22 protein-coding genes and 2 pseudogenes are annotated in these 23,575 nt (G+C 57.9%); 15 read left to right on the top strand and 9 right to left on the bottom strand.

The genetic code is table 11. From position 1 onward, the window contains the following. Positions 1-42: 42 nt before the first annotated feature. The 6 genes from ALO80_RS00195 (at position 43) to ALO80_RS00170 (ending at position 5,911) form a co-directional block, all read left to right on the top strand. Entirely contained in the window at positions 43-792 is a 750-nt protein-coding gene (locus ALO80_RS00195) for a FadR/GntR family transcriptional regulator (protein ID WP_055007486.1), read from the top strand. A 298-nt stretch (positions 793-1,090) separates the two neighbouring features. Next, a complete protein-coding gene (gene kdgD, locus ALO80_RS00190) occupies positions 1,091-2,002 on the top strand; it encodes a 5-dehydro-4-deoxyglucarate dehydratase (RefSeq protein ID WP_005745319.1) in 912 nt (303 codons plus the stop codon). Between the two features lie 165 nt (positions 2,003-2,167). After that, positions 2,168-3,553, top strand: coding sequence for an MFS transporter (locus ALO80_RS00185; protein WP_055007485.1), 1,386 nt, complete (start codon positions 2,168-2,170; stop codon positions 3,551-3,553). Between the two features lie 10 nt (positions 3,554-3,563). Further along, a complete protein-coding gene (gene garD, locus ALO80_RS00180) occupies positions 3,564-5,117 on the top strand; it encodes a galactarate dehydratase (RefSeq protein ID WP_055007484.1) in 1,554 nt (517 codons plus the stop codon). A 170-nt stretch (positions 5,118-5,287) separates the two neighbouring features. After that, complete coding sequence (locus ALO80_RS00175) at positions 5,288-5,527, top strand: PLDc N-terminal domain-containing protein (RefSeq protein WP_055007483.1); 240 nt, start codon at positions 5,288-5,290, stop codon at positions 5,525-5,527. 189 nt (positions 5,528-5,716) lie between these two features. Continuing rightward, positions 5,717-5,911, top strand: a complete 195-nt coding sequence (locus tag ALO80_RS00170) for a hypothetical protein (RefSeq protein WP_055006685.1) — start codon at positions 5,717-5,719, stop codon at positions 5,909-5,911. Between the two features lie 251 nt (positions 5,912-6,162). On the opposite strand, the gene ALO80_RS00165 is transcribed toward ALO80_RS00170, so the two are convergent. From ALO80_RS00165 to ALO80_RS00155, 3 genes are all read right to left on the bottom strand, one after another. Next, complete coding sequence (locus tag ALO80_RS00165; RefSeq protein ID WP_055007482.1) at positions 6,163-6,363, bottom strand: hypothetical protein; 201 nt, start codon at positions 6,361-6,363, stop codon at positions 6,163-6,165. A 220-nt stretch (positions 6,364-6,583) separates the two neighbouring features. Continuing rightward, complete coding sequence (locus tag ALO80_RS00160) at positions 6,584-7,369, bottom strand: sulfite exporter TauE/SafE family protein (RefSeq protein ID WP_055007481.1); 786 nt, start codon at positions 7,367-7,369, stop codon at positions 6,584-6,586. A 91-nt stretch (positions 7,370-7,460) separates the two neighbouring features. Then, complete coding sequence (locus ALO80_RS00155; RefSeq protein ID WP_055007480.1) at positions 7,461-9,284, bottom strand: sensor domain-containing phosphodiesterase; 1,824 nt, start codon at positions 9,282-9,284, stop codon at positions 7,461-7,463. 356 nt (positions 9,285-9,640) lie between these two features. On the opposite strand from ALO80_RS00155, the gene ALO80_RS00150 reads away from it, so the two are divergent. Further along, complete coding sequence (locus tag ALO80_RS00150; protein ID WP_055007479.1) at positions 9,641-10,096, top strand: GNAT family N-acetyltransferase; 456 nt, start codon at positions 9,641-9,643, stop codon at positions 10,094-10,096. Between the two features lie 12 nt (positions 10,097-10,108). Here the strand turns inward: ALO80_RS00150 and ALO80_RS00145 are convergent, their stop codons facing one another. Then, positions 10,109-10,609: a GAF domain-containing protein gene (locus tag ALO80_RS00145; protein WP_055007478.1), complete on the bottom strand. Its 501-nt coding sequence runs from the start codon at positions 10,607-10,609 to the stop codon at positions 10,109-10,111. Positions 10,610-10,949: 340 nt separating this feature from the next. Between ALO80_RS00145 and ALO80_RS00140 the strand changes: the two genes are divergently transcribed. Continuing rightward, positions 10,950-12,218: an OmpP1/FadL family transporter gene (locus ALO80_RS00140; protein WP_055007477.1), complete on the top strand. Its 1,269-nt coding sequence runs from the start codon at positions 10,950-10,952 to the stop codon at positions 12,216-12,218. A 224-nt stretch (positions 12,219-12,442) separates the two neighbouring features. Continuing rightward, positions 12,443-12,940 (top strand): hypothetical protein, encoded by a 498-nt coding sequence (locus ALO80_RS00135; RefSeq protein ID WP_055007476.1) that lies wholly within the window; start codon positions 12,443-12,445, stop codon positions 12,938-12,940. Between the two features lie 51 nt (positions 12,941-12,991). Here the strand turns inward: ALO80_RS00135 and ALO80_RS00130 are convergent, their stop codons facing one another. The 5 genes from ALO80_RS00130 to ALO80_RS00110 all read right to left on the bottom strand — a co-directional run bounded on the left by ALO80_RS00130 (position 12,992) and on the right by ALO80_RS00110 (position 19,149). Next, positions 12,992-14,581, bottom strand: coding sequence for a hybrid sensor histidine kinase/response regulator (locus tag ALO80_RS00130; protein ID WP_055007514.1), 1,590 nt, complete (start codon positions 14,579-14,581; stop codon positions 12,992-12,994). 46 nt (positions 14,582-14,627) lie between these two features. Then, on the bottom strand, positions 14,628-15,257 hold the full coding sequence (locus ALO80_RS00125) for a response regulator (RefSeq protein ID WP_054988569.1): 630 nt from the start codon (positions 15,255-15,257) through the stop codon (positions 14,628-14,630). A gap of 214 nt (positions 15,258-15,471) precedes the next feature. Further along, positions 15,472-17,097 carry a methyl-accepting chemotaxis protein gene (locus ALO80_RS00120; RefSeq protein WP_055007475.1) on the bottom strand — a complete coding sequence of 542 codons (1,626 nt, stop codon included), beginning with the start codon at positions 17,095-17,097 and terminating at the stop codon, positions 15,472-15,474. Positions 17,098-17,366: 269 nt separating this feature from the next. Next, positions 17,367-18,290 (bottom strand): proline iminopeptidase-family hydrolase, encoded by a 924-nt coding sequence (locus ALO80_RS00115; RefSeq protein WP_055007474.1) that lies wholly within the window; start codon positions 18,288-18,290, stop codon positions 17,367-17,369. Between the two features lie 94 nt (positions 18,291-18,384). Continuing rightward, entirely contained in the window at positions 18,385-19,149 is a 765-nt protein-coding gene (locus tag ALO80_RS00110; RefSeq protein WP_055007473.1) for a LuxR family transcriptional regulator, read from the bottom strand. Positions 19,150-19,332: 183 nt separating this feature from the next. Between ALO80_RS00110 and ALO80_RS31495 the strand changes: the two genes are divergently transcribed. The 6 genes and pseudogenes from ALO80_RS31495 to ALO80_RS00085 all read left to right on the top strand — a co-directional run. Next, entirely contained in the window at positions 19,333-19,488 is a 156-nt protein-coding gene (locus ALO80_RS31495; RefSeq protein WP_162839031.1) for a hypothetical protein, read from the top strand. Then, on the top strand, positions 19,488-20,435 hold the full coding sequence (locus ALO80_RS00105) for an ABC transporter permease (RefSeq protein WP_055007472.1): 948 nt from the start codon (positions 19,488-19,490) through the stop codon (positions 20,433-20,435). The genes ALO80_RS31495 and ALO80_RS00105 overlap by 1 nt, the downstream gene beginning before the upstream one ends. Then, the gene (locus ALO80_RS00100) at positions 20,432-21,295 is read left to right on the top strand and encodes an ABC transporter permease (protein WP_055007471.1); all 864 of its coding nucleotides are present in this window, start codon (positions 20,432-20,434) and stop codon (positions 21,293-21,295) included. Before ALO80_RS00105 ends, ALO80_RS00100 begins: the two co-directional genes overlap by 4 nt. Next, a pseudogene (locus ALO80_RS00095) lies at positions 21,292-22,268 on the top strand (ABC transporter ATP-binding protein). Before ALO80_RS00100 ends, ALO80_RS00095 begins: the two are co-directional and overlap by 4 nt. Beyond that, entirely contained in the window at positions 22,265-23,245 is a 981-nt protein-coding gene (locus ALO80_RS00090) for an ABC transporter ATP-binding protein (protein WP_055007470.1), read from the top strand. The pseudogene ALO80_RS00095 and the gene ALO80_RS00090 overlap by 4 nt, the downstream one beginning before the upstream one ends. 50 nt (positions 23,246-23,295) lie before the next feature. Beyond that, positions 23,296-23,575 (top strand): annotated as a pseudogene (locus tag ALO80_RS00085) (ABC transporter substrate-binding protein); the annotation flags it as partial.

Here is a 23,575-nt window from a genome sequence, read left to right as displayed (position 1 = left end):
CTATGATTAGCCCATGTTTAGCAGTCCAGAGATCAATGTTGGATGGAAAATCAAAGCGCTCCGCCCCGCGCCCGTAGAAAACACCGCAGCCTCGCGCAGGAGCTGGTGACTGAACTGTCCGAGCGTATTCGCAGCGGTCAGCTCAAGCGTGGCGACAAACTGCCCACCGAGTCCGCAATCATGGAAGAGCAGGGCGTCAGCCGGACGGTAGTGCGCGAGGCGATTTCGCGTCTTCAAGCGTCCGGCCTGGTCGAGACCCGCCACGGGATCGGCACCTTCGTTCTTGATACACCAAGCCCCAGTGGATTTCGGATTGACCCGGCCACTATCGTCACTCTACGTGATGTGCTGGCCATTCTCGAGTTGCGGATCAGCCTGGAAGTCGAGTCGGCAGGGCTGGCAGCCCTGCGCCGCAGTGACGAGCAACTGGCGGCGATGCGCTCGGCGCTCGACGCGCTCAATGAAAGTGCTGCACACGCAACGGATGCAGTGGCGTCGGACTTCCAGTTCCATCTGCAGATCGCACTGTCGACCGGCAACCGCTACTTCACGGACATCATGACGCACCTGGGCACCAGCATCATCCCGCGTACACGTCTGAACTCGGCGCGTCTGGCCCACGATGATCAGCAGCATTACATGGACCGGCTGAGCCGCGAGCATGAAGAAATCTTCGACGCCATTGCCCGCCAGGATTCCGATGCGGCACGTGCCGCCATGCGCCTGCACCTGACCAACAGCCGCGAACGCCTGCGCCATGCGCATGAAGAGGCTGAATCGCAGCGGGCTTGATGTTAAAAAAAGCGGACGCAGAGCGTCCGGAGCGGCGTGCCCACGCTGGAGCGTGGGCACGATGGGTGTTTTCCGTGACATCTGTCGTTCCTCACGCTCCAGCGCGGGAATGCCTTTCGTGACGCTCCGCGTCACAAATCCATGCCGCAGCGCAAGTCAAAACCCGACTCCCTCCTTTCCCTCTGAAAAAACCCGAAATCCCTGTTGAGTGATTTTATTATCAGTTGTACGATGACTTACGACATCGGCACTGACCCGGTGATCCTCTAACAATTATGTCCTCCAGGGTGTTCGAATAATGAATCCACAAGAACTGAAGTCCATCCTCTCATCCGGTCTGCTGTCCTTCCCGGTTACCGATTTCAACGCTCAGGGCGACTTCCATCGCGCGGGCTACATCAAGCGTCTTGAGTGGCTGGCTCCCTATGGTGCCAGCGCTCTGTTTGCCGCGGGCGGCACAGGTGAGTTCTTCTCCCTCGCAGCCAGTGAATACTCTGAAATCATCAAGACTGCCGTCGACACTTGCGCCACCAGCGTGCCAATCCTGGCCGGTGTAGGCGGCCCGACTCGTCAGGCCATCGAGTACGCTCAGGAAGCCGAGCGCCTGGGCGCCAAAGGTCTGCTGCTGCTGCCGCACTACCTGACCGAAGCCAGCCAGGACGGTGTTGCCGCGCACGTTGAAGCGGTGTGCAAATCGGTCAAGATCGGTGTGGTTGTCTACAACCGTAACGTCTGCCGCCTGACGCCGACCCTGCTGGAACAACTGGCCGAGCGTTGCCCGAACCTGATCGGTTACAAGGACGGACTGGGTGATATCGAGCTGATGGTTTCGATCCGCCGCCGCCTCGGCGACCGTTTCTCGTACCTGGGCGGCCTGCCGACTGCCGAGGTCTACGCCGCAGCCTACAAAGCGCTGGGTGTGCCGGTTTACTCGTCTGCGGTGTTCAACTTCGTGCCCAAACTGGCGATGGACTTCTACCACGCCATTGCCCGTGACGATCACGAGGCCGTCGGCAAGTACATCGACGATTTCTTCCTGCCGTATCTGGAAATTCGCAACCGCAAAGCCGGTTACGCCGTGAGCATCGTCAAGGCGGGCGCAAAAATTGCCGGCTACGACGCAGGCCCGGTGCGTGCGCCATTGACCGACCTGACGCCGGACGAGTGCGACATGCTCGCCGCGTTGATGGACAAGCAAGGCAAGCAGTAACACTTTCGAAGACGCAACCGCTGAGCAATCAGCGGTTTCGCCGTTGGAACGCATGACCCTCACAGGTGGGAGCCGTTGTCGCCGCGACACTTCCAAGGGGCCTGTGACGCTTCACCCAAAAAACAGCTTTACCCGCGTAAAAAAATAATCAGTGGGAGCTCTACCATGCAAAAGTCCAAGCCGACGCACGTCCGCTATTTGATTCTGTTGATGCTGTTTCTGGTCACTACGATCAACTACGCCGACCGTGCCACCATCGCTATCGCTGGTTCCAGCATTCAGAAAGACCTTGGCATCACTCCGGTCACTCTGGGCTATATCTTTTCCGCATTTGGCTGGGCCTACGTGGCCGGTCAGATCCCCGGTGGCTGGCTGCTCGACCGTTTCGGGTCGAAAAAAGTCTACGCCATGAGCATTTTCACCTGGTCGCTGTTCACCCTGCTGCAAGGCTATGTAGGGGAGTTCGGCATTTCCACGGCAATCGTCGCGCTGTTCATGCTGCGCTTTCTGGTCGGGTTGGCTGAAGCGCCTTCCTTCCCGGGCAACGCCCGTATCGTCGCCGCCTGGTTTCCCACCGCCGAGCGCGGCACGGCCTCGGCAATCTTCAACTCGGCGCAATACTTCGCCACCGTTCTGTTCGCTCCGCTGATGGGCTGGATTGTCTACACCTACGGCTGGCAGCACGTGTTCGTGGTCATGGGCGCAGTCGGTATTGTGTTCTCCATGATCTGGATGAAGATCATCTACGGTCCGCGCAATCACCCGATGATCAATGAGGCCGAGTTCGAGCACATCTCCAGCAATGGTGCGCTGGTCGACCTGGATCAAGACAAGGGCAAAGGCAAGGAAAAAGCGGCCAGCAGCGGGCCGAAGTGGGATTACATCCGACAGTTGCTGACCAACCGCATGATGCTGGGTATCTACCTCAGCCAATACTGCATCAATGGCATCACCTACTTCTTCCTGACCTGGTTCCCGGTGTACCTGGTTCAGGAACGCGGCATGACCATCCTCAAGGCGGGCATCATCGCCTCGTTACCGGCTATCTGTGGCTTCATTGGCGGCGTATTGGGCGGAGTCATTTCCGACTACTTGCTGCGCAAAGGGCATTCGCTGACCTTCGCCCGCAAGGCTCCGATCATTGGCGGCCTGCTGCTGTCGACCTCGATCGTCACCTGCAACTACGTCGACATCGAATGGGTGGTGGTGGGCTTCATGGCCCTGGCCTTTTTCGGCAAAGGCGTCGGTGCACTGGGCTGGGCTGTGATGTCCGATGTTTCGCCCAAGCAGATTGCCGGTTTGAGCGGTGGTCTGTTCAACACCTTCGGTAACATTGCATCGATCACCACTCCGATCGTGATTGGTTACATCATCAGCAGCACCGGCTCGTTCAAATGGGCGCTGGTGTTCGTGGGCGCCAACGCGCTGCTGGCGGTGATCAGTTACATTTTCATCGTGGGTGAAATCAAGCGTGTGGAATTGAAAGAGCCGCCTGCCAAGGGGCCATTGCTGAACGACTCGGTCAGCGACCTTTCCGAAGCAAAATCCTGAGGAAACCGTGATGAACCTGATTCAACATGCCGATTCGCCGCGCTATATCCGGCTGCATCCGCTGGATAACGTAGTGGTCGTGGTCAACGACCAGGGTGTGCCGGCCGGAACCGAATTCGATAACGGCCTGGTCACTGTCGATAACGTCCCGCAGAGCCACAAGGTCAGCACCGTCGACCTGGCAGTGGGCGAGGCCGTGATTCGCTACGGCCACACCATTGGCTATGCACTGCAACCGATACCGCGTGGCAGTTGGGTCAGGGAAGACCAGTTGCGCATGCCGTCGGCGCCTGCGCTGGACAGCCTGCCGATGTCCGACGCGGTGCCTGAGAAACAGGCACCGCTGGAGGGTTACACCTTCGAGGGCTACCGCAACGCCGACGGTACTGTGGGCACCCGCAATATTCTGGGCATCACCACCACGGTGCAGTGTGTGACCGGCGTGCTTGACCATGCGGTCAAGCGCATCCGGGACGAGCTGTTGCCCAAGTACCCGAACGTCGATGACGTCGTGGCCCTGACCCACAGCTACGGCTGCGGCGTGGCCATTACGGCCACCGATGCCTATATCCCGATTCGTACTGTGCGCAATCTGGCGCGCAACCCGAACCTGGGCGGTGAAGCGCTGGTGATCAGCCTGGGGTGCGAGAAATTGCAGGCCGGGCAGGTCATGCACGAAGGTGACAGCTCGGTGGACCTGAGCGAGCCTTGGTTGTACAGGCTTCAGGACTCCAGTCACGGCTTCAACGAAATGATCGAGCAGATCATGGAGCTGGCCGAGACGCGCCTGCAGAAGCTGAATCTGCGGCATCGCGAAACAGTCCCGGCGTCGGAATTGATTCTTGGCATGCAGTGCGGCGGCAGTGATGCGTTTTCCGGCATCACCGCCAACCCTGCACTGGGTTACGCCTCTGACCTGCTATTGCGTGCCGGTGCGACGGTGATGTTTTCCGAAGTGACCGAAGTGCGCGATGCCATCTATTTGCTTACCTCCCGCGCGCAGGACCAGGAGGTTGCACAGGCACTGGTGCGGGAAATGGACTGGTACGACCGCTATCTCGCCAAAGGCGAGGCCGATCGCAGCGCCAACACCACGCCGGGCAACAAGAAAGGCGGGCTGTCGAATATCGTCGAGAAATCTCTGGGCTCGATCGTCAAGTCGGGCAGCAGCGCCATCAATGGCGTGCTCGGTCCTGGTGAGCGGGTCAATGGCAAGGGGCTGATCTTCTGCGCCACGCCAGCCAGTGATTTTGTCTGCGGTACGTTACAACTGGCCGCTGGTATGAACCTGCACGTGTTCACCACCGGACGCGGCACGCCATACGGTCTGGCGATGGCCCCGGTGGTGAAGGTCTCGACCCGCACCGAGCTGGCTCAGCGCTGGCCCGACCTGATCGACATAGATGCCGGGCGCATCGCAACCGGACGCGCAAGTATCGAGGACCTGGGCTGGGAGCTTTTCCACTTTTATCTGGACGTGGCCAGCGGCAAGAAAAAGACCTGGACCGAGCATTACCGGCTGCACAACGACATCACCCTGTTCAACCCGGCACCGATCACCTGACAAGGTGTGATGCAGAGCGTTGCGCGTTGCTATCCTCCGGACGCTCTGCCTGCGATCTCGAACATGACGCGCAATCGGAAAGATTCTCTGAACTTTAGGCCGCTTTCTGGCCTCTTCTACAGTAGGGCAGCCGGTCTGGCTGCCTTCGTTGATGGTGCAGGAGATTTCAAATGGGTTGGATATCGGAAAATCATTTGTGGTTGTTCGCAGCGTTGACTGCCCTGATCGTGATTTCGGACATCTGGGCGGTAATGCGTATTCGCAAGAGCAAGACACAATCCAGCAACAAGCTGATGTGGATCATTGTCGTTGTTGCCGTGCCGATTGTCGGCGTCCTGGCTCTGCTGGTCGCTGGCCCGCGCCATGTGGACACGCCTGCCAGACCTGAGCAGCAAAGCACCAAGTACTGACCTCGCCTTCTGGAAATACCCCGTCTGCGGGCGTGGGTATTTCTCTTGTAGATCGTTCATTCCTGTTTCGCAGACTCTCTTTTCACAAAGAGATGCTGACGGCTGGCAAAAACAAAAAACTCTGCAATCCTTCTGTCATGGTGAGGTGGTTATATGCTCGCCATCCAGACCCGGACAAGGAGAGAACACATGTCGATCATTACCAAGTGGGCGCTGCAGGCGGTTGCATTGTTTGTATTGGGCTGGGTGGCAACGACGACAGCGAACTGGAGCAATACCACGGCCAATGGCACGGGCAGTGATCGTCTGGCAGAGCTGAGCGCCGGCGTACTGAGCAGCCCGGTCGTGACCGCCGCTTCATCGCAAACGGTGCGAAGCGAATAATCCTGCCTGATCGATGGGGGAAGGCCGACACTTTTCGCCAGGCAAAAAAATGGCCCACAACGGGGTGGGCCAAATGGGATTCATCAAAGGAGTAGGGTCAATTTACGCAGCCGGACGTGAAGAGGATGTGAAACGGATGTCATGGAAACGAGAAGGGGTTTAACAGGAGAAAGGCGTCGCGTCGGAATGAAACAACGTTGCCAGTCGCCTGACAACGCGGTCTCGAATGATTCGGGGAGGATGTTTCGAGTCTAGCGGGCCATCACGCTTGCGCTTCTTTCAGGTGTTGCGCGCAGCGCTGGATGAGGCAGTGAATGAGGCGCGTCGATCCTGGATTTCATGCGATCGGCAAATTCTCTGGCTTCCTGCCAACTCCGGCATTTGACCGGGTAGTCGTCCAGTTTTACAACCCAAGCAGCCCCATATACACCTTCTTCAATTCGGATGAGCATTGTTGGCATCTCCTGTCAGTGAGGGTAAGTCTGTGCCGGGTCATCGGCGCGAAAGCAGACGCACGAAATCCTGCGCCGAAAATCGGTGTCGAGCTACAAAAAATTTACACTTCCCGATGAATGTGCGCCGCCTGCAATGTTGCAGGTGCGGACGCCTTTTCACGTGTGTGGCATGTGGTCAGCCTGACGCAGAAATATGACAGGCTGACGGGGCTGAGGATCAGAACGCCAGCTTGAAGCCGATCATGCCCAGCATAATGGCCAGAAAGGGCCGCAGCAGATCGTCGGAAATGCGCCCGGCCATATGGCTGCCCAGGTAAATGCCGGGCAGCGAACCCATCAGCAGCCAGCCCAGTAGCTCCCAGTTCATGTTGCCCATGCTTGCGTGGCCCAGACCTGCGACCAGCGTCAGCGGGACCGCGTGGGCGATTTCCGTGCCCACCAGACGCCGTGTCGGCAACAGCGGATAAAGAATGAACAAGGCCACGGTGCCCAGCGCGCCCGCACCAATGGAGGTCAGTGCGACCATGGTGCCGAGAATCAGGCCGGTGATGACCGTCAGAACTGTCAGGCTTGTTCCGCTGAAAAATGAATGCCCGTCTCCGCGGCCATGAGCGAAGGCCAACAGCCTTTTCTTGAACAGGACGGCCAGGGCAGTCAGCAGCAGTACATAGCCCAGTGCCTGCTTGATGATCGCGTTGAGGGCTTCAGGCGCAGCATGCAGCGTGCTCAGGAACCACAGCGTCAGCAGCACCGCCGGGACGCTGCCCAGGGTCAGCAGCCCTGTAACCTTCCAGTCGATGTTGTCATTCCTGCGATGTACCAGAACCCCACCGGATTTGGTGATCGCCGCATACAGCAGGTCCGTGCCGACTGCCGTGGCCGGGTTGATGCCGAACCACAACAGAATCGGCGTCATAAGCGAGCCGCCGCCGACCCCGGTCATGCCAACGATAAAACCGACTACCAGCCCTGCAACTACAAAACCCAGACCACCCGCTTCCATATCCAACCTTTTCAAGCAAACGCATCAGGCAAAAAGTGGCGGGCAGCATAACGGCTTGTGTTGCAAACGGTTATGAAGAAGTGTTCTAAGGTTATAACCGTTTGTCGCGCGCGACTGCGGCTTCAGCGGCTTCAGCGGCACTTTGCAGGCGCTGGGTCGGGCCCAGCCAGTTAAGCAACGCTTCGGCTTCCATAGGCTTTGCGATCAGATAACCCTGACCTTCATCACAGCCCCACTGCTTGACCAGGCGGCGAATCTCGTCTGTCTCGATGCCTTCCGCCACCACGCAGTAGCCGAGCTTCTTGGCGAGACCGATCAATGCCTTGACCAGGCGCTGGTCGGTTTTGTCGGACGCCAGATTGCGAATCAACGACTGGTCAAGCTTGACCGTCGTCGCGGGTAATTGCCGCAAGTAATTCCAGTTGCTGTAGCCCGTACCGAAGTCGTCGATCGCCACGTCCATGCCCATTTGACGCATGCGCTCCAGTTGGTGACGCACTTCAGCCGGGTTGTGCATCAGCGCACCCTCGGTGAACTCCAGCTCAAAGCGGGTAGGATCGATTTTGTGCTGACCCAGCAGGCGGATCATCCGGTCGGTGAAAGCAGGACCGGTGAGGTCCTCCGGAGTAACGTTGATCGCAATACGGAAGTCGAAGCCCTGTTGCTGCCAGCGTGCGGCCTGTTCGATGGCACTTGTCAGCACCCATATACTCAGCGGACGCATCAGCGCGGTTTTCTCGGCCAGCGGCACGAATTCGGCAGGTCCGATCGGGCCGAGTGTCGGATGATTCCAGCGCAGCAAGGCTTCCACCGAAGTGCACAGGCCAGAGGCAAGGTCGATTCGCGGTTGATAGACCAGGCGCAGTTGATCGTGAGCGTGCACTGCGGCGGTCAGTGAGCTGAGCAGCTTGAAAGCACGCTGCTGGGCGGCATCGAAGTGCGGTTCATACATCGCCCAGCCCAGATCGCGGTCGCGGGCGTCGTCGGCAGCACTGATGACCATGCGCATCCAGTCCTGTTCTTCGGCGGGGTCGCGGTTCAGGGTCACAACCCCCAGGCCTACCTGCATCTGCACCGGAATACCCCGGCACTCCACGGGCGTCTCGAAGTCTTCGAGGATGGTGCGAAACAGATGATCGGGTACGCGGTCTCCAGCCAGAAGAAAGCCGAAGCGGGTAGGGCTGACCTTGTACAGCGAACAGGTTGGCGGCAGCAGATGCTCCAGGCGGCCCTTGATCGCCGTCACCAGGTCCTGGGAGAAGCTGTAGCCAAGCGCTTTGACGATGTCATTGAGGAAGGCGGAGGTGATCATGTCCACCGCAACCAACTGGTAATCAACGCTGGAGGCCAGTGCCTGATGGATATCCTCCTGCAGGCGTGAGCGGTTGTACAGGCCCGTCGGCTGATCGATGAAGCAACTGAGGCGCAGGCCGACAATACGCTTCATGACCAGCGACGCGAACCGCTTGAGCATCTGCATCTGATGCTCGCTCATTGGCTCGCGCGGCTTGGTGTCGATCACGCACAGGCTGCCCAGGGCAATGCCGTCATCGGTGATCAGCGGGGCGCCCGCGTAGTAGCGGATATCGGGGTGGCCGGTCACCAGACTGTTGTTCACGAAGCGTTCGTCCAGGGTCGCATCCGGTATTTCAAACAGCGTGTCGGAAAGAATTGTGTACGCACAGAAGGAAACGTTACGTGGCGTTTCCCGGGCATTCAGGCCCACCCTGGCGCGAAACCACTGACGGTGCTCATCGACGATGGAGATCAAGGCAATCGGCGTCTGGAAGAACTCGGCGGTCATTGCCACGATTTCATCGAATACGTCGTCGGAGGTGTTTTCAAGTACGCACAGCTCCCGGATGCGCAACAGACGTTGCGTTTCATTCAGAGGAATGGGGGCACTGGCGTTCATAAAAATTCTCGGTGGGTGTTCGATGATGACTATATGACATCACGGAACTCACTTTAACAGACCAAATCATTTCGGCCACAGCCGTGAGTTAACGGTTAATCGGCCGCGAGCTGTAATTTTTGAGCGACATCGGTCTTGTAGCCCTGAGAGATAAAGGCTCAGCGCCTTTGTTTGCAGCGTGTTACAAACATTGCCATTCGTCGTCTGGTCGTAAATAAGCCCCGCCGCGATAGTCCGTAACTATTCGCCTCTATAGCTTCTACCTATATAGATGTATGGGCTTTCCATTGCGCTTCTGGTCTCCCGCTGTGCGGTGAAGCATGCTCATCCTTCGCAAGCAACGCAGGAACGACAACATGAACATCAAGATCCGGCCTGCCCGGACAACAGACGCTGACAACATCAGTCGAGTGGTGTTGGCGGCCTTGCGCACCAGCAATGCCAAGGATTACCCGGTCAGCGTGATTGAGCGCGTGCAATTGAGCTTCAGTCCGGCTGCCATTGAGCAACTCATGCAGCAGCGCCGGATGTTTGTGGCGGTTGCGGGGGAGGTGATTGTCGGCACTGCCAGCCTGGATAATCAGGTTGTGCGCTCGGTATTTGTAGACCCCGAAAAGCATCGGCAAGGGATCGGGAGTTTATTGATGGCAGAGCTGGAGCGTGTTGCCAGGGAGGCCGGCGCAGGGCTGCTGGTTGTACCGTCATCCTTGACTGCGCAGGGGTTTTATACGGCGCTGGGTTTCAGGGTGGTGCGAGAGCATCGGGAAGGGGAGGAGCGCACATTGATCATGGAGCGGCAATTGCACGCCTGAGGCAGTCCATGCCTACGCGGTGACTTCCTGCATTTCCTGCAGTTGATAGTGCGCGTACAGCGTGCTGGCGATCAGTGTGCAGAAGACTTTCAGCGTATCGAGGGTATCGGCATCGTCGAGAGGCGTAGGCAGATTGTCCAGACCGCACAGCGTGCCGAAGAAATCTCCGTTGGGGAAAATGATCGGCAACGAGAAGTAGCTCTGAAAGCCATAGAGCTTCGGGATGGGGTGCTCTGCGTAGACCGCATCGGTCGCGACTTCGTTGATCACGATCGGACAGCGGTGTTGACGCAATTCATTGCACAGCGTGGTTTCAAGCTTGAGCTCGTGGCCTGCTTCCAGCCCGAATCTGATTTCGTCATACACCGCGCATGCCGTCCAGCTGGTCTCGGTTACTTTGGCAATGGCTGCAAATCTCAGCCCGGTCAGCCGGGTTACCAGCCGTAGCAGGCTGGAAGTGGCTTCGATTTCACTGATGACTGCCAGCTCTGCTGAAGTCAGTTTGTTGTTCAAAATGCGTCACCCTGGTCATAAAAATGCACTGATGCGGCCTTGGCAGTACGCCTGGCGCTGCCGATCACGCGCAGGAAGTGATCCTGCCATACCTGATCGTGGCTTACATGAAATATCGTGTTCGTCGCCCTTAACTATTTAATGAGTTTAATGGCGCTGTCAACGTTGAATACTTGCCCAGTGGGTTGTACTAGTACATGTGTACTATATGGATCCTATTTTTGCATTGATAAAATCGCAGGTTTGCCAGCGCAAGGAATGCCTGAAACACCGTGCAGGTGTGTACAGGCCATGTTTTTTTCTGCCGGGCTGAATTTCATCACTGCGAGCATCGAACACCATGCACAAGACTACCCTGGGCTTCACGGTTGCCATGATTTCCACGCACTTGTACGCAGGGGGTTTTGCGCTCAACGAACAAGGCATAAGCGGCATGGGCACGGCATTCGCAGGTCGGGCATCCGCTGCCGAAGATGCCAGTACGGTGTATGGCAACCCGGCAGGCATGGCGCGTCTGGCAGGTCAGCAGATCACCGGAGGCGTCACCTTTATCGATGCCTCCACGGACATCAGTCAGGCAAGTGGACGTTCAAGCGGTAGCAATGACGGCGACATGGTGCCTTTCAAGGCCATACCATTCGGTTTTTATACACGCAGGCTGAACGAACACTGGGCCTTTGGCCTGGGCGCGTATGTGCCGTTCGGTCTGGCAACGGATTACGAGAGGGGCTTTCAGGGACGCGCCTTTGCCAGCAAGAGCGATGCGAAAGTACTGACCCTGCAGCCAACATTGAGCTACGCCTTCAATGACCGGGTCTCGGTGGGCTTCGGGCCGACGATCAATCAGTTTGCCGGCTCGCTGGAGTCGGACCTCACACTTAACCCGGCCATCGCCGACAGTAATGTGAAAGTGAAGGGCAAGGATGTCGCGCTGGGCTTCACTGTCGGCGTTCTGGCCAGTCTGACCGATAGCACGCAGGCTGGTCTGACCTATCATTCCAGGGTGCGCTACGACCTTGATTGTCACACCGAGGTCGCCACAGGGGCAGGAACGCCCGCCCAGTTGCTCAGCAGCAATCGCTATGACTGTTCGCTACAGGTCGATACGCCTGAGTCCTACGAGTTGTCGGTCACTCAGAAGCTCACCGACGCCTGGACAGTTTATGCGGGGACAACCTGGACGCGCTGGAGCCGTCTGAAGGACCTGAGTTTCAGCACCGAGAGCATCAGCCCTGCGCGCGGCGGCATACTGGCTGCGTCCCTCTCAGGCGCTATCGCTGGCGGACTGGACTGGCATGACACCTGGGCCTACGCGCTCGGTACATCGTATCGACTGGACTCGCACTGGTCGTTGCGCACCGGCATCCGTCTGGACCAGTCACCGACCAGCAATACCAACCGTTCGCCGCGTACACCGACCGGTGACCGTACGATCTTCAGCGTGGGCGCGGGTTATGACGTCAGCAAGGAGCTGACACTTGATGTTGCTTACGCCTACCTCAAAGAAGAAAGCGTTGATGTCAGCCGCGCCAACGCGCTGGCCAGTTATAGCGCGCATTATCAGAACCGTGCCAGCTTTTTGGGTGTGGGCGCCACCTATCGTTTTTAACGCGGCCTCACCGAGTGCCGCCATGTTAAGTACGAAGCCTAGTACATCCGTACTATGGCTTGCCTTTGGTTCGGCCACTTAAGCTATCCCGCTGAATAACACCTGACTTGTCGATGGCAGGCGACGTTGTACCACGTCGCTGGCCGCGTGCGCGTGACCGAAACAGGTCATGCAGCGGTGTAAACGGATCACTAACAACAGACTTGTTTTCAGAGGGAACGCGCATGGGTATTTCTCGCTATTCGGCAAATATAACAAGGTTGGCGGCGGTCATTATCGTCGCGGCGACCCTGACGGCATGTTCAACGGGGGGCAGCAACCCGCTCGATACAATTACCGGCGATTACAAATTTGCACCAGAGTATATAAAAGCCAACATCACGCCTGACAAATCGACCAAAGAGCAGATTCGGCAGGCGTTTGGCGCGCCCTACTCGGCGCAGGACAACGTGGCCAACAACAGCTCCGAGTGGTACTACGACCGTAGCGAATCCGGTCTTAATTCACTGACCAAGATGGCGGCCAAGTACTCCAATCGGTATGGGTCAGGGGACGCCGCATCAACGTTGTTTCAAGGGCAATCCCGTATAGGCGACGCCCAGGAAGTGATGGACGATGCCGGTACGCTTAGCGGTACGCAATCCACTGGAAGAAAAGCAAACATCACGCGAATCGTCATCAGGTTCAAAGGCAATGTGGTCGACTATTTCAGCACTTACTGAGAACGGCCCTTTATTATCACGTGCCTGAAAGCAATGTGTTTGGCCTCGCGGTCAGTGCGCCACCGGGCCGGCCTTGAAGCTCAATAGCAGCGAGCGCAGTTCGACGGGCCTGACCGGTTTCGACAGGACCGGGATGTCAGGATCGTTCAGCGTCTGCCGAACGTGTTGGAGTTCATGGCCGGTAATCACGATGGCCGGTATGCGCCGTCCCTGCAGCCCGCTCAGGTAGGCAATACAGTCGGCACCCGATGCCGTACGGTCCAGGTCGAAGTCCGTCACCACCAGGTCACAGTCGACATTGATCTCGGGGATGGCGCTGAAGGTCTGTACCTCGCAGCCCCACCTGCGCAGCAACATGGCAGTGGCTTCAAGCACGTTGCGATTGTCTTCGATCAGCATGACTCGCAGCCCGGAAAGCAGGCGTGTGTTCCAGTTGATGTCGAGGCTGGTGACCGGCTGGCTGGCAGCCACGGCCTTCAGGCCGCTGACGATCACCGCGGTGCCGCGCTCCGGCACCGAACTGATATTGACCCGCAGGTTCATGAGCCTGGCAATGCGGCTGACAATACTCAGCCCCAGGCCAACGCCCTCGATGTCACGATCACGTTTCTCGCGGACGCGATAGAACTCGTTGCACAAGTGTGGCAAGTGCTCGGCAGGAATGCCGCGTCCCTGATCATATACGCCGATGCTGACGGTGCCTTTTTGCCGACGACAGCCAATCAATATCGGCTTGCCCGGCGCATATTTGAACGCATTGGAGACAAGATTCTGCAGCAATGTGCGCAGTAACGCGGGGTCGGTCCAGACGTGACAGTGGCCGCTGTGCACGCGAATATCCACGCCAGCCCATGTAGCGGCTTCGCTGTTCTGAGTGGCCAGCCCGTTGAGCAGTGCATCCAGATCGACTGACTCCGGACGGGGGGCAACTTCGCCCTGATTGAGGGTGTAGATGTCCAGCAGCGAGCGAAACAGTTGTTCTACCGCACTCAATGCCCGGTCGATGTTACTTACCAGGCGTTGTTCGTTATCGCCCAGAGGGGCATCGCGCAGGCAGGCAGTGAACAGGCTGATGGAGTGGATCGGCTGGCGCAGGTCATGGCTGGCCTGGGCCAGAAACCTTGATTTGGCCTGGTTGGCCTCCTGGGTTTCTTCAAGCGCCATGTGCAGTCGGCCCAACAGGAAATAGACAAACAACGGCAGGACCAGCATGGTCAGGATCATCATGACGGCGACAGCATGGTGTTCACGCAGAAACGGCGTGAGCGCAATGATGATCATCAATGAAATCATGGCAAAACCGGTTGCCAGCAACAGGTAGTTGCGGCCATAACGCATGCCGTAGCCGACCGTCATGCTCAGCATCACCGAATACACAGGCAACATGGCTTCGCCACCAACGGAGATGGTCACGATCCCCGCCAGATTGTCGGTGACCAGTGCAAACAGGCGCCGTCTGCTTGAGGCCCCCGGTCGCTGGGCAATGCGGACGATCAAACCCACCGTGACAACGCCGAAGCCCATGCAATAAGCAACGATCACGAACAGCTTGTTCTCTGACATTTCTCCCAGCCCATACGCGATCAGAGCGTAAAGGAGCGAGGTGGCAATGACCGCCATGCGCAATAGCGCCTGAGTCATTTCCAGATCTATTCGCTGAGGCAGTAACGACATTGCGGCTCCCGGCTCAGTGCTGTTTGCCGGCCAGGCTTGAAAACTGTGCAGCGGCGGCCGATCGGGTGGACACGCCAAGTGCCTTCAGCAGGCTGGATACATGAATGCGCACGGTAAAGGGTGAAATACCCAGGTCCCTGGCTATTTCCTTATTGGTCTTTCCGGACGCCACAAGCCCCAGCACTTCTCTTTGGCGTACGGTCAGATGGCTGATTGCGCTGGTGTCCAGATCGCTCAGGATCGAGCCTTCGGGCTTGTACTTGACCACCACTTCACCGTCGCGGATTGCGATGATGGATTCGGCAATTTCCAGAGGATCTATATTTTTGCCAATGAAGCCATCCGCACCCTGAGACATGACCTGTGAAATGGTTTCCAGGTCATCGACCATCGATACCACAATGATCGACGTACGTTTGAACTCACTGCGCAGGCTGCCGATAGTCTGTATGGAAGTAAGCCCCGGAAAGCGCAGGTCGAGCACCAGCGTGTCGACTTCATCACCCTGGCGTGCAAGAGCGAGTACTTCATCCATATTGCCTGCTTCTTCCAGGGTTGCTTCAGGTATCAGCCGCTCGATAGTGCGCAGCATGCCCTCACGAAATAGTGGGTGATCGTCCGCCACGATGATTCTGCAAGGCATACCTCATACTTCCCGTATTCAAGTAGCGCGCATCATACCTGATCGGACGTATTTGTATCGTTAATGAAACAAGTGAAGAGCCACTTTTAATGGCTGTCGGATAGTGGCATTTTGTTATTGTCTTTTTGCCAAAAGTGGCACTGGCGCTGTAAAAAGGTGCAGCCGACGAATCGGCTGCCCTGGCGTCACGCCTTTTTATGGATCCCGTTTTAAATCACGTCTTGAAACGCAGTACCAGATCATTCAAGTTGACCGCTAATTGCGAAAGTTCAGTACTGGCGATCAATGTTTGTCGGGTGCCTTCGCTGCTCTGTACTGCCAGGTCACGAATGCTGATCAGGCTTCTATCGACATCGCGCGCTACATGCGCCTGCTGTTCGGATGCGGCAGCGATTTGCAGGTTACGGTTATTGATCTCCAGTACCGAATCGGTGATCTGACGCAACGACTGCCCGGCGTCTTCCGCGGTCTTGCGAGTGCTGTGCACTTCCAGGGTACTTTTTTGCATGGATTCGACCGTGGCGGTAGAGCCGGCCTGAATCGCCGAGATCATCTGTTCGACTTCTTGAGTAGACGTTTGTGTGCGATGCGCCAGAGCGCGTACTTCATCAGCCACCACGGCAAAACCGCGGCCCTGCTCACCAGCACGAGCGGCTTCGATAGCGGCGTTCAATGCCAGCAGATTGGTCTGTTCCGCAATCCCGCGAATCACGCCCAGCACCTTGCTAATGTCCTGAGCCTGGCCTGCCAGGGCGGTGACTTGGGCAGAAGAGCCTTCGACCAGGCCCGTCAGATTCTGCATGGCGTTCAGTGTTTCGGTAACACGCTGGTTGCCCAGATCGGCGGAAATGCTTGACTGCTGGGCGGCCTGGGAGGTGGACGTAGCATTACGAGCGACCTCTTCTACGGCAGCACTCATTTCGGTTACCGCTGTGGCGGCCTGCTCGATTTCGCTGTTCTGTTGCTGCAGTGTCCGATCGGCGCTTTCGGTGATCGATGTCATCTCGACGGCGGCAGTGCTCAACTGGGCGGATGCACCTGATATCTCCTGAATCGTGCTGCGCAGGTTGCCCGACATCGTGTTCAGTGCGTTCATCAAACGTGACGCTTCATCGCTGCCCGTGACGCCCAGTTGCCGGGTCAGGTCGCCTGCGGCGATGTCTTCTGCCAGTTTGAGGGAGACGCCGATCGGATCGACAATACTGCGTGTCAGGGTAACCGCCAGAACCACTGTCAGAAGGCAGGCCACGACAACCACCGTCAGTAACACATTGACACTGTGGTTATAAACGGCGGTGGCATCTTTCCCGGAACTCACGGCTTCTTCAGCGTTGTGACCGCGCAGCGTGGAAAGTTTTTCCTGATAGGCGCTGGCCCGTTGAACCTGCTCTGTGTTCGCAAAGGAAACGGCTTTTTCATGATCGGAGCTGTCCATGGCGATGATTTGTTTTACACCGTCGATGTAGGCCCCCATCTTGCTGTTGGCGTCTTCGAATTGCGCACGGTCTGTTTCACCCGAAATCAGATTTTTCCGATAGAACTCGCTGTTCGACCGGAGCGCTTCGATGGCTTCCCGGACTTTGGCTTCCGCAGTGCTGTGTACGGCGGGATCGGTACTGGCCAGCATTCTGATGCTTTCCAGGCGAGCGTGAAGCAGGGCGATCTGAATGTCGTCGACCACCTGAATACTGGGCAGCGAGTTTTCTTCTATGTTCTGTTCGGCCGTGCGCAGATGGTCGATCTGCACGTAGGAGAATCCACCGAGACCAATCAGCAGCAAGGTAATAACGCCAAAAAACAGGGATGCCCTGCGTGAGATATTCAACGATCTGAGGTTCATGATTGCCTCCGGCGGCAAAAACAGGCGAAAAGGGATACGTTCCTTTCCAATAACTGTTTTTCTGCCGAAGCAGGGAGAGCTTTAATAAATAGCGATGAAAGTTATTTCATTATTGATTCATCTGTATTGAGGGGCTGTTAAGTCGTTGTGTGGAAAGGAGAAAATCTCTTTGCACAGTGAATAACATAAACGGCTTGCCTTGCCCGCTGTCACTAAAGTATTAACTCTAATAATTCAGGTTTTGACGGGCATAACCGTCGGACTGACTGTTACGCCGCCGAGGCGTTACCCGTAACAACCAGTGTGTCCAGAAAACCTGCAACGCGGCCCATGCACGCCATGCGTTCTTCCACGTGAGGCATGTGACTGGACTCTTCGAAAATCGACCAGCAAATATCAGGAATATTATCCACATAGGGTTTTACGACCAGCGGTGTGGCCTCGTCATACTTTCCGGAAATCAGCAGCGTGGGGACCTTGATGGATGACAGGCGATCGACGATGGTCCAGTCCTTCATCGTACCGATGACGTGAAACTCGGTAGGGCCATTCATGGCGTGATACACCGTCGGGTCCGCGTCGATCTGGTCGAAGGTTCGTTTAACCTCCTCCGGCCAGGGGGTGATGCGACAGACATGACGGTCATAAAATGCCCGTGAGGCTTTCAGGTACTCAGGGTCAGTCAACGTTCCTGCCTGTTCGTGCTTGAGCAGTGCAGCCTGCACCTCTGCCGGCAATGCCTCGCGCAGTCGATTGGCTTCGCTGACCCAGGTGCGCATGTCAGCAGGGGAGTTGGCAATAATCAGCGCCTTCAGCCCCGTGGGTTTGAGTACCGCATGCTCCGACGCCAGCATGCCACCCCAGGATTGGCCTAGCAGAGCGTAGTTATCCTTGAGGCCCAGATGCTCAAGCAGGTTGTCCAGCTCACGCAGGAACAGATCCACCGTCCAGAACTCATTGCCTTGTCCGGGAAGTCGGGTGGATTTTCCGTTACCCAGTTGATCATAGTGAATCACCGCCCGACCGGTACTGGCGAGGTCCTTGAACGAATCCACGTAATCATGGGTACAGCCGGGGCCGCCGTGCAGGATGACCAAGGGTGCGCGGGGGCCGTGCACATCGCCAGTGATGCGATACCACGTCTGATAGTTGCCAAAAGGGGCAAAACCTTCCTTGATCGTCATCTCTGCCATGTCGCCGGTCCCTGCTGGATAGTTCGGGGCACCATAGCGCGGCGTCTTGCGTCTCATAACTATAGAAAATGATAGGTTTTGGCCAATCAGCCGGTCAGTGGTCGAGTAACCGGTAATGAACCGCACGCACTACCGCCTGCACCCGGTTTTTCGCGCCCAGTTTCTGCATGGCCGAGTTCAGGTGCAGCGTCACCGTGGCGACCGAACGGTTGAGCTGATCGGCGATCTCCCTTGCTGTCAGGCCCTCGGCGGACCAGCTCAGGCATTCGCGCTCGCGCCGGGTAAGCCTGATGGCATTGCACGAGCGCATTTTCTGGTCAAACAGCGGATAGGCAACTTCCTGAAAAGCGTGAGCGAGCAAGCCGAACCCGGCCAGGCTCTGGCGGGCATCTTCCAGCGCGACGTCGCTGCTGTCGGAGCACAGGCCGGTCAGGGTGGCGAAACCGCCTTTGGGCATGTGAATAGGCACTGTCACGCCACACGTCATGTGTGAGTCATGCAGGTAGCGCACCACGGGTTTGTGCGTATCGGTGATGAAGGTCTGCAGCACGGTCTCGGCCTTGGGCTGATACGACCATACGAACGGCGAGACGCTGGCAACGGCCAGATGTTGCACCGGGTCGATCTGGTAATAGCCCTGACTGCACCAGAGTGCATGCCAGTCCGCGGGAGTATTGCGCAATGAGAGCAATGACGGGGTGATCAGTGCTCCATCATGGGACACGGGCACCGGGCTGTAATCGTAAATCACTGCATCGAATCCGAGATCCGATGCCAACAGCAGTGCGCAATCCATTTGCTGATCCAGCGTGGATGCAGATTGCAGCCGCGAATTGAAATCCGACAACCTGATATGCATGGCATGACCTCCTTTGTCATTGAGCCTGTGCGGGGTCTTAATATAACAATTAGCAAGGACAGTGCCACGCCTGCGTCCAATTGATTGCCAGTCCTGTAAAACCTATAAGAATTGCTAGCTGTCTGTCGCCGCAACGCGCGTTAGGGTTGAGGCCATAAGCGACGTCCGGAAAGGTGAAGTGCAATGGCGTATGAGATCAGTCCGGAAGCGCGAAAAATAATCGAAGTCGACGGATGGTCAATGTTCGACTACAACTCTGCCTTGCCCTTTTACGTTGAAGGGGTGGCGGCGTACTTTCCGGTCCTGCTGAATTTTCTGTCACAGCATCGGGGCGTCTGATGAATCTGGGTCGTTATCGTTTCATTCTCCAGCGTCCGTTGCAGTTGCTGCCGGTGCTGTTCGGCATCAGCCTGGTGACCTTCGTTCTGGTGCGTTCTATTCCCGGCGATCCGGCGCGCATTCTGCTGGGAGCCCGCTCCACGCCGCAGGCACTGGCCAATATCCGTGCTCAGTACGGGTTGGACGAGCCGTTGTGGACGCAATATGCGTACTTCATGAAAAACCTGTTGCAGGGGGATATGGGCAAGTCGCTGCTGTACAAGATCGACGTGCTCAAATTGATCGTTACCCGGCTCGAGCCCACCTTTTTTCTGGTCTCTGGCAGCGTTCTGCTGGCGCTGTTGATCGCCGTGCCGCTGGCCACGGTCGCGGCACGCAACAAGGGCAGTTGGGGCGATAACCTGATTCGTGTCTTCACCACCACGGGGCTGGGCATGCCAGCGTTCTGGCTGGGCATCATGCTGATCCTGATGTTCAGCGTGCAGCTCGGCTGGTTTCCGGTGTCGGGCTATGGCAGCGACTGGCTGGACAAGGCCCATCACATGGTGCTGCCATGCCTGACCATTGCGCTGGCCCTGTCGGCTGTACTGATTCGCAACCTGCGCGCCAGCATGCTCATGGAGTTACAGGCCGATCACGTCACCGCGGCTCGGGCACGTGGCGTCAGTGAAGGCGCATTGTTTCGTCGCCACGTATTGCCCAATGCGCTGGTGCCCTCGATCAACCTGCTGGCCGTTAACATCGGCTGGCTGATCAGTGGCACCGTGGTTATCGAGAGTCTGTTTGCGATCCCCGGTATTGGCCAGTTGCTGGTACGCGGCATCTTCAGTCGCGATTACATGGTGGTGCAGGGCGTGGCGATGGTGCTGGCCTGTGCCACGGTGATCGTGAACTTCCTCGCCGATGTGGCCACGGTAGCGATAGACCCCCGGGTGAACATCAAATGACCGTCGCCCATGCTCAACTGCGTCCAAACTGGCGTTCCCGTTTGCGTCTGCGCTTGCGCAACGGCCGACTGGCGATGGTGATGGGTGCTTCGTTGCTGGGGTTCTGGCTGATGCTGGCGCTCTTTGCGCCGTGGCTGGCACCTTACGACCCGATCTACCAGAACACGGAAATGCGTATGCTCGCGCCGCACCTGGCGCATCCGTTTGGCACCGACAATTTTGGTCGCGACATTCTGTCCCGAGTCATCTGGGCGGCACGCGTCGATCTGCAGATCTGTGTGCTCGGGGTGGTCTTCCCGTTCATGATCGGGACCTTTGTCGGCGCCTTGTCAGGCTACATTGGCGGGCGCTTCGACAACCTGTGCATGCGCGTGATCGACATCGTTCTGGCCTTTCCGTTTCTGGTGCTGATGCTGGCGATCATCGCGATTCTCGGACCGGGCCTGAGCAGCTTCTACATCGCTATGGCATTGGTGGGCTGGGTGTCTTACGCGCGACTGATCCGCTCACAGATTCTGGTTCTCAAGGAAAGCGATTTCGCCCTGGCCGCCAAAAGTCTGGGTTTTGGTCATTTGCGTATCCTGTTCCGGCATCTATTGCCTAACGCGATGTTTGGCTCGGTTGTGTTTTCCATGTCCGATGCGGTTCTGGTGCTGCTCAGTGGCGCTTCGGTCAGCTACCTGGGGCTGGGCGTGCAACCGCCTCTGGCAGAGTGGGGCACGATGGTCGCCGAGGGGCAGGCGTTCCTGACGTCCGCGTGGTGGATCTGCACCTTTCCGGGACTGGCCATCGTGACGCTGGCCATGGGCTTCAGCCTGTTGGCGGATGGCGTTGCCGAAACCCTGGGAGAGCGGCAATGAGTGCACCTGTGTTACAGGTCAGCGAGATGAGTGTGGTGGCTGGGTGACACTGGTCGACCGGTTGTCATTCGATCTGCATCAGGGCGAGATTCTCGGTCTGGTTGGCGAAAGCGGCTCAGGCAAGACCATGGCTTGCCGGGCACTGATGCAATTGATGCCATCGCCAGATCTGCACGTGCGCGGTGGTTCGGTGCTGCTCGATGATGTCGATCTGTTGCAGCTGGACGCGGCCGGCATGCGCGCCATGCGAGGGCGGCGGATCGGCATGATCTTCCAGAATCCCAGTAGCCATCTGGACCCGCTGATGCGCATCGGCGAGCAGATCGCCGAAGGTTTCCGTCTGCATCAGGGCGCGTCGAAGCGTGAGGCGCGGGCGCAGTCGATTGATCTGCTGCGCCAGGTCGGCATTCCCGATCCGGCTTCCCGTGTGGACAACTATCCCCATGAGTTTTCCGGCGGCATGCGCCAGCGCGCCATGATTGCCGTAGCCCTTGGCTGCGGGCCACAGGTATTGATCGCCGACGAGCCGACCACTGCACTGGACGTGACGGTGCAGGCACAGATCCTGCGTCTGTTACTCGACCTGCGCGACCGTCACGGGCTGTCGTTGATCATGATTACCCACGACCTGGGCGTGGTGGCGCAAACCTGCGACTCCATCGCGGTGATGTACGCCGGCCGTCTGTGTGAACACGGCAGCAAGCGCGACGTGCTGGCCCGCGCACGTCACCCCTATACTCATGGCCTTATCGACTGCCAGCCCGCCAGCAGTGCCGGCAACGGCATGTTGCGCACCATCCCCGGTCAGCCGCCTTTGCTCGACGCACTGCCAGACGGCTGCCGTTTTCATGCGCGTTGCAGTCACGCTGGTGCCGACTGTCCTGACAAGCTACCGCTGATGCGGCCGATGGGCGTGGCCCATGCTGCAGCCTGTCACTATCCGTTGGCGCACCCCCGGGAGGCCGTTTCATGAGCGGCATCACACTGCTGAACGTCAATGATCTGGTGGTGCGCTTTCCAGCCCCTGGCTCAGGCTTCATGGGCCTCGACAAACGTTGGGTGCATGCTGTCAACGGCGTATCACTGAGCATTTGCGCGGGCGAAACGCTGGGGCTGGTGGGCGAGTCCGGCAGCGGCAAAAGCACGCTGGGTCGCGCCATTCTGCGCCTCAATGACATAACTTCCGGGCAGATCGTCTTCGATGATGTCGACATGGCCCAAGGCAGCGGCATCAATCTGCAACGCCTGCGCAGCGAAACCGCGATGGTCTTTCAGGACCCGTCCTCTTCGCTCAATCCGCGCATGACCATTGGTGCCACACTGGCCGAAGTGCTGAAAGTGCAGCGCAAGGTCGCCCCATCCGAGATACCGGCGCGAGTTCTCGAACTGCTCGATATGGTCGGTCTGCGGCCCGAATTTGCCGAGCGCAAACCCGGCGCCTTGAGCGGGGGGCAATGTCAGCGTGTCGGCATTGCCCGTGCGCTGGCCATCGAGCCGCGGCTGATCATTGCCGACGAATGCGTGGCGGCGCTAGACGTATCGATTCAGGGGCAGATCATCAACCTGCTGCTGGAACTGCGCCAGCGCATGAACCTGGCGATTCTGTTCATTGCCCATGACCTGGCCATCGTGCGTCGCCTGTGCGACCGGGTGGCGGTGATGTACCTGGGCAAAATCGTTGAAGAGGGCCCGGTCGAAGACGTTTTTCTCACGCCGCGCCATCCCTACACCGCCGCGCTGATTCAAGCGATCCCCGAAATCGATCCGGATCGTCCTTTGCCCGGCGAACCCTTGCAGGGCGAGCCTCCAAGCCCGCTGCACTTGCCCGACGGCTGCGCCTTTCACCCGCGCTGCCGGTTCGCCAGATCGACCTGTTCCAGTGTCGTACCGCCCACCCGCCACGTCGGCGAGCAGCGCTACGACTGTGTGCTTGATACCCCCGTCTTTTGATCCAGACCTATAACAACATCTGTCCCGACACCGGCAAGGAGTTCATGTGTATGAAAGCTCGACCAATGAAAATGCTGACCGTCGCCATGCTGGCGGCCTGTTCCCTGGCAGCGGGTGTGGCGGAAGCTGCGGGCGTGCTGACCATCGGCCGTCGTGAGGACGGCACCACCTTCGACCCGATCAAAAGTGCGCAGAACATCGACAACTGGGTATTTTCCAACGTCTACGATGTGCTGATCCGGGTTGACGACAAAGGCACGAAACTGGTCCCGGGGCTGGCAGAAAGCTGGTCGATCTCGCCCGACGGGCTGACCTATACACTCAAGATGC

The sequence above is a fragment of the Pseudomonas caricapapayae genome, assembly GCF_001400735.1.
Classification (GTDB): Bacteria; Pseudomonadota; Gammaproteobacteria; order Pseudomonadales; family Pseudomonadaceae; genus Aquipseudomonas; species Aquipseudomonas caricapapayae.
Note: the sequence above shows the minus strand (reverse complement) of the source record. Positions and strands in the feature narration are given on the sequence as shown.

What these genes read in the sequence shown, in the direction of transcription:
- ALO80_RS31495 (WP_162839031.1), top strand. Translation starts at nt 19,333, where the DNA reads ATGGCGTATGAGATCAGTCCGGAAGCGCGAAAAATAATCGAAGTCGAC.
- ALO80_RS00130 (WP_055007514.1), bottom strand. Translation starts at nt 14,581, where the DNA reads ATGACTCAGGCGCTATTGCGCATGGCGGTCATTGCCACCTCGCTCCTT.
- ALO80_RS00105 (WP_055007472.1), top strand. Translation starts at nt 19,488, where the DNA reads ATGAATCTGGGTCGTTATCGTTTCATTCTCCAGCGTCCGTTGCAGTTG.
- ALO80_RS00125 (WP_054988569.1), bottom strand. Translation starts at nt 15,257, where the DNA reads ATGCCTTGCAGAATCATCGTGGCGGACGATCACCCACTATTTCGTGAG.
- ALO80_RS00140 (WP_055007477.1), top strand. Translation starts at nt 10,950, where the DNA reads ATGCACAAGACTACCCTGGGCTTCACGGTTGCCATGATTTCCACGCAC.
- ALO80_RS00110 (WP_055007473.1), bottom strand. Translation starts at nt 19,149, where the DNA reads ATGCATATCAGGTTGTCGGATTTCAATTCGCGGCTGCAATCTGCATCC.
- ALO80_RS00185 (WP_055007485.1), top strand. Translation starts at nt 2,168, where the DNA reads ATGCAAAAGTCCAAGCCGACGCACGTCCGCTATTTGATTCTGTTGATG.
- ALO80_RS00100 (WP_055007471.1), top strand. Translation starts at nt 20,432, where the DNA reads ATGACCGTCGCCCATGCTCAACTGCGTCCAAACTGGCGTTCCCGTTTG.
- ALO80_RS00115 (WP_055007474.1), bottom strand. Translation starts at nt 18,290, where the DNA reads ATGGCAGAGATGACGATCAAGGAAGGTTTTGCCCCTTTTGGCAACTAT.
- ALO80_RS00120 (WP_055007475.1), bottom strand. Translation starts at nt 17,097, where the DNA reads ATGAACCTCAGATCGTTGAATATCTCACGCAGGGCATCCCTGTTTTTT.
- ALO80_RS00155 (WP_055007480.1), bottom strand. Translation starts at nt 9,284, where the DNA reads ATGAACGCCAGTGCCCCCATTCCTCTGAATGAAACGCAACGTCTGTTG.
- ALO80_RS00195 (WP_055007486.1), top strand. Translation starts at nt 43, where the DNA reads ATGGAAAATCAAAGCGCTCCGCCCCGCGCCCGTAGAAAACACCGCAGC.
- ALO80_RS00150 (WP_055007479.1), top strand. Translation starts at nt 9,641, where the DNA reads ATGAACATCAAGATCCGGCCTGCCCGGACAACAGACGCTGACAACATC.
- ALO80_RS00160 (WP_055007481.1), bottom strand. Translation starts at nt 7,369, where the DNA reads ATGGAAGCGGGTGGTCTGGGTTTTGTAGTTGCAGGGCTGGTAGTCGGT.
- ALO80_RS00165 (WP_055007482.1), bottom strand. Translation starts at nt 6,363, where the DNA reads ATGCTCATCCGAATTGAAGAAGGTGTATATGGGGCTGCTTGGGTTGTA.
- ALO80_RS00170 (WP_055006685.1), top strand. Translation starts at nt 5,717, where the DNA reads ATGTCGATCATTACCAAGTGGGCGCTGCAGGCGGTTGCATTGTTTGTA.
- ALO80_RS00135 (WP_055007476.1), top strand. Translation starts at nt 12,443, where the DNA reads ATGGGTATTTCTCGCTATTCGGCAAATATAACAAGGTTGGCGGCGGTC.
- ALO80_RS00175 (WP_055007483.1), top strand. Translation starts at nt 5,288, where the DNA reads ATGGGTTGGATATCGGAAAATCATTTGTGGTTGTTCGCAGCGTTGACT.
- kdgD (WP_005745319.1), top strand. Translation starts at nt 1,091, where the DNA reads ATGAATCCACAAGAACTGAAGTCCATCCTCTCATCCGGTCTGCTGTCC.
- garD (WP_055007484.1), top strand. Translation starts at nt 3,564, where the DNA reads ATGAACCTGATTCAACATGCCGATTCGCCGCGCTATATCCGGCTGCAT.
- ALO80_RS00090 (WP_055007470.1), top strand. Translation starts at nt 22,265, where the DNA reads ATGAGCGGCATCACACTGCTGAACGTCAATGATCTGGTGGTGCGCTTT.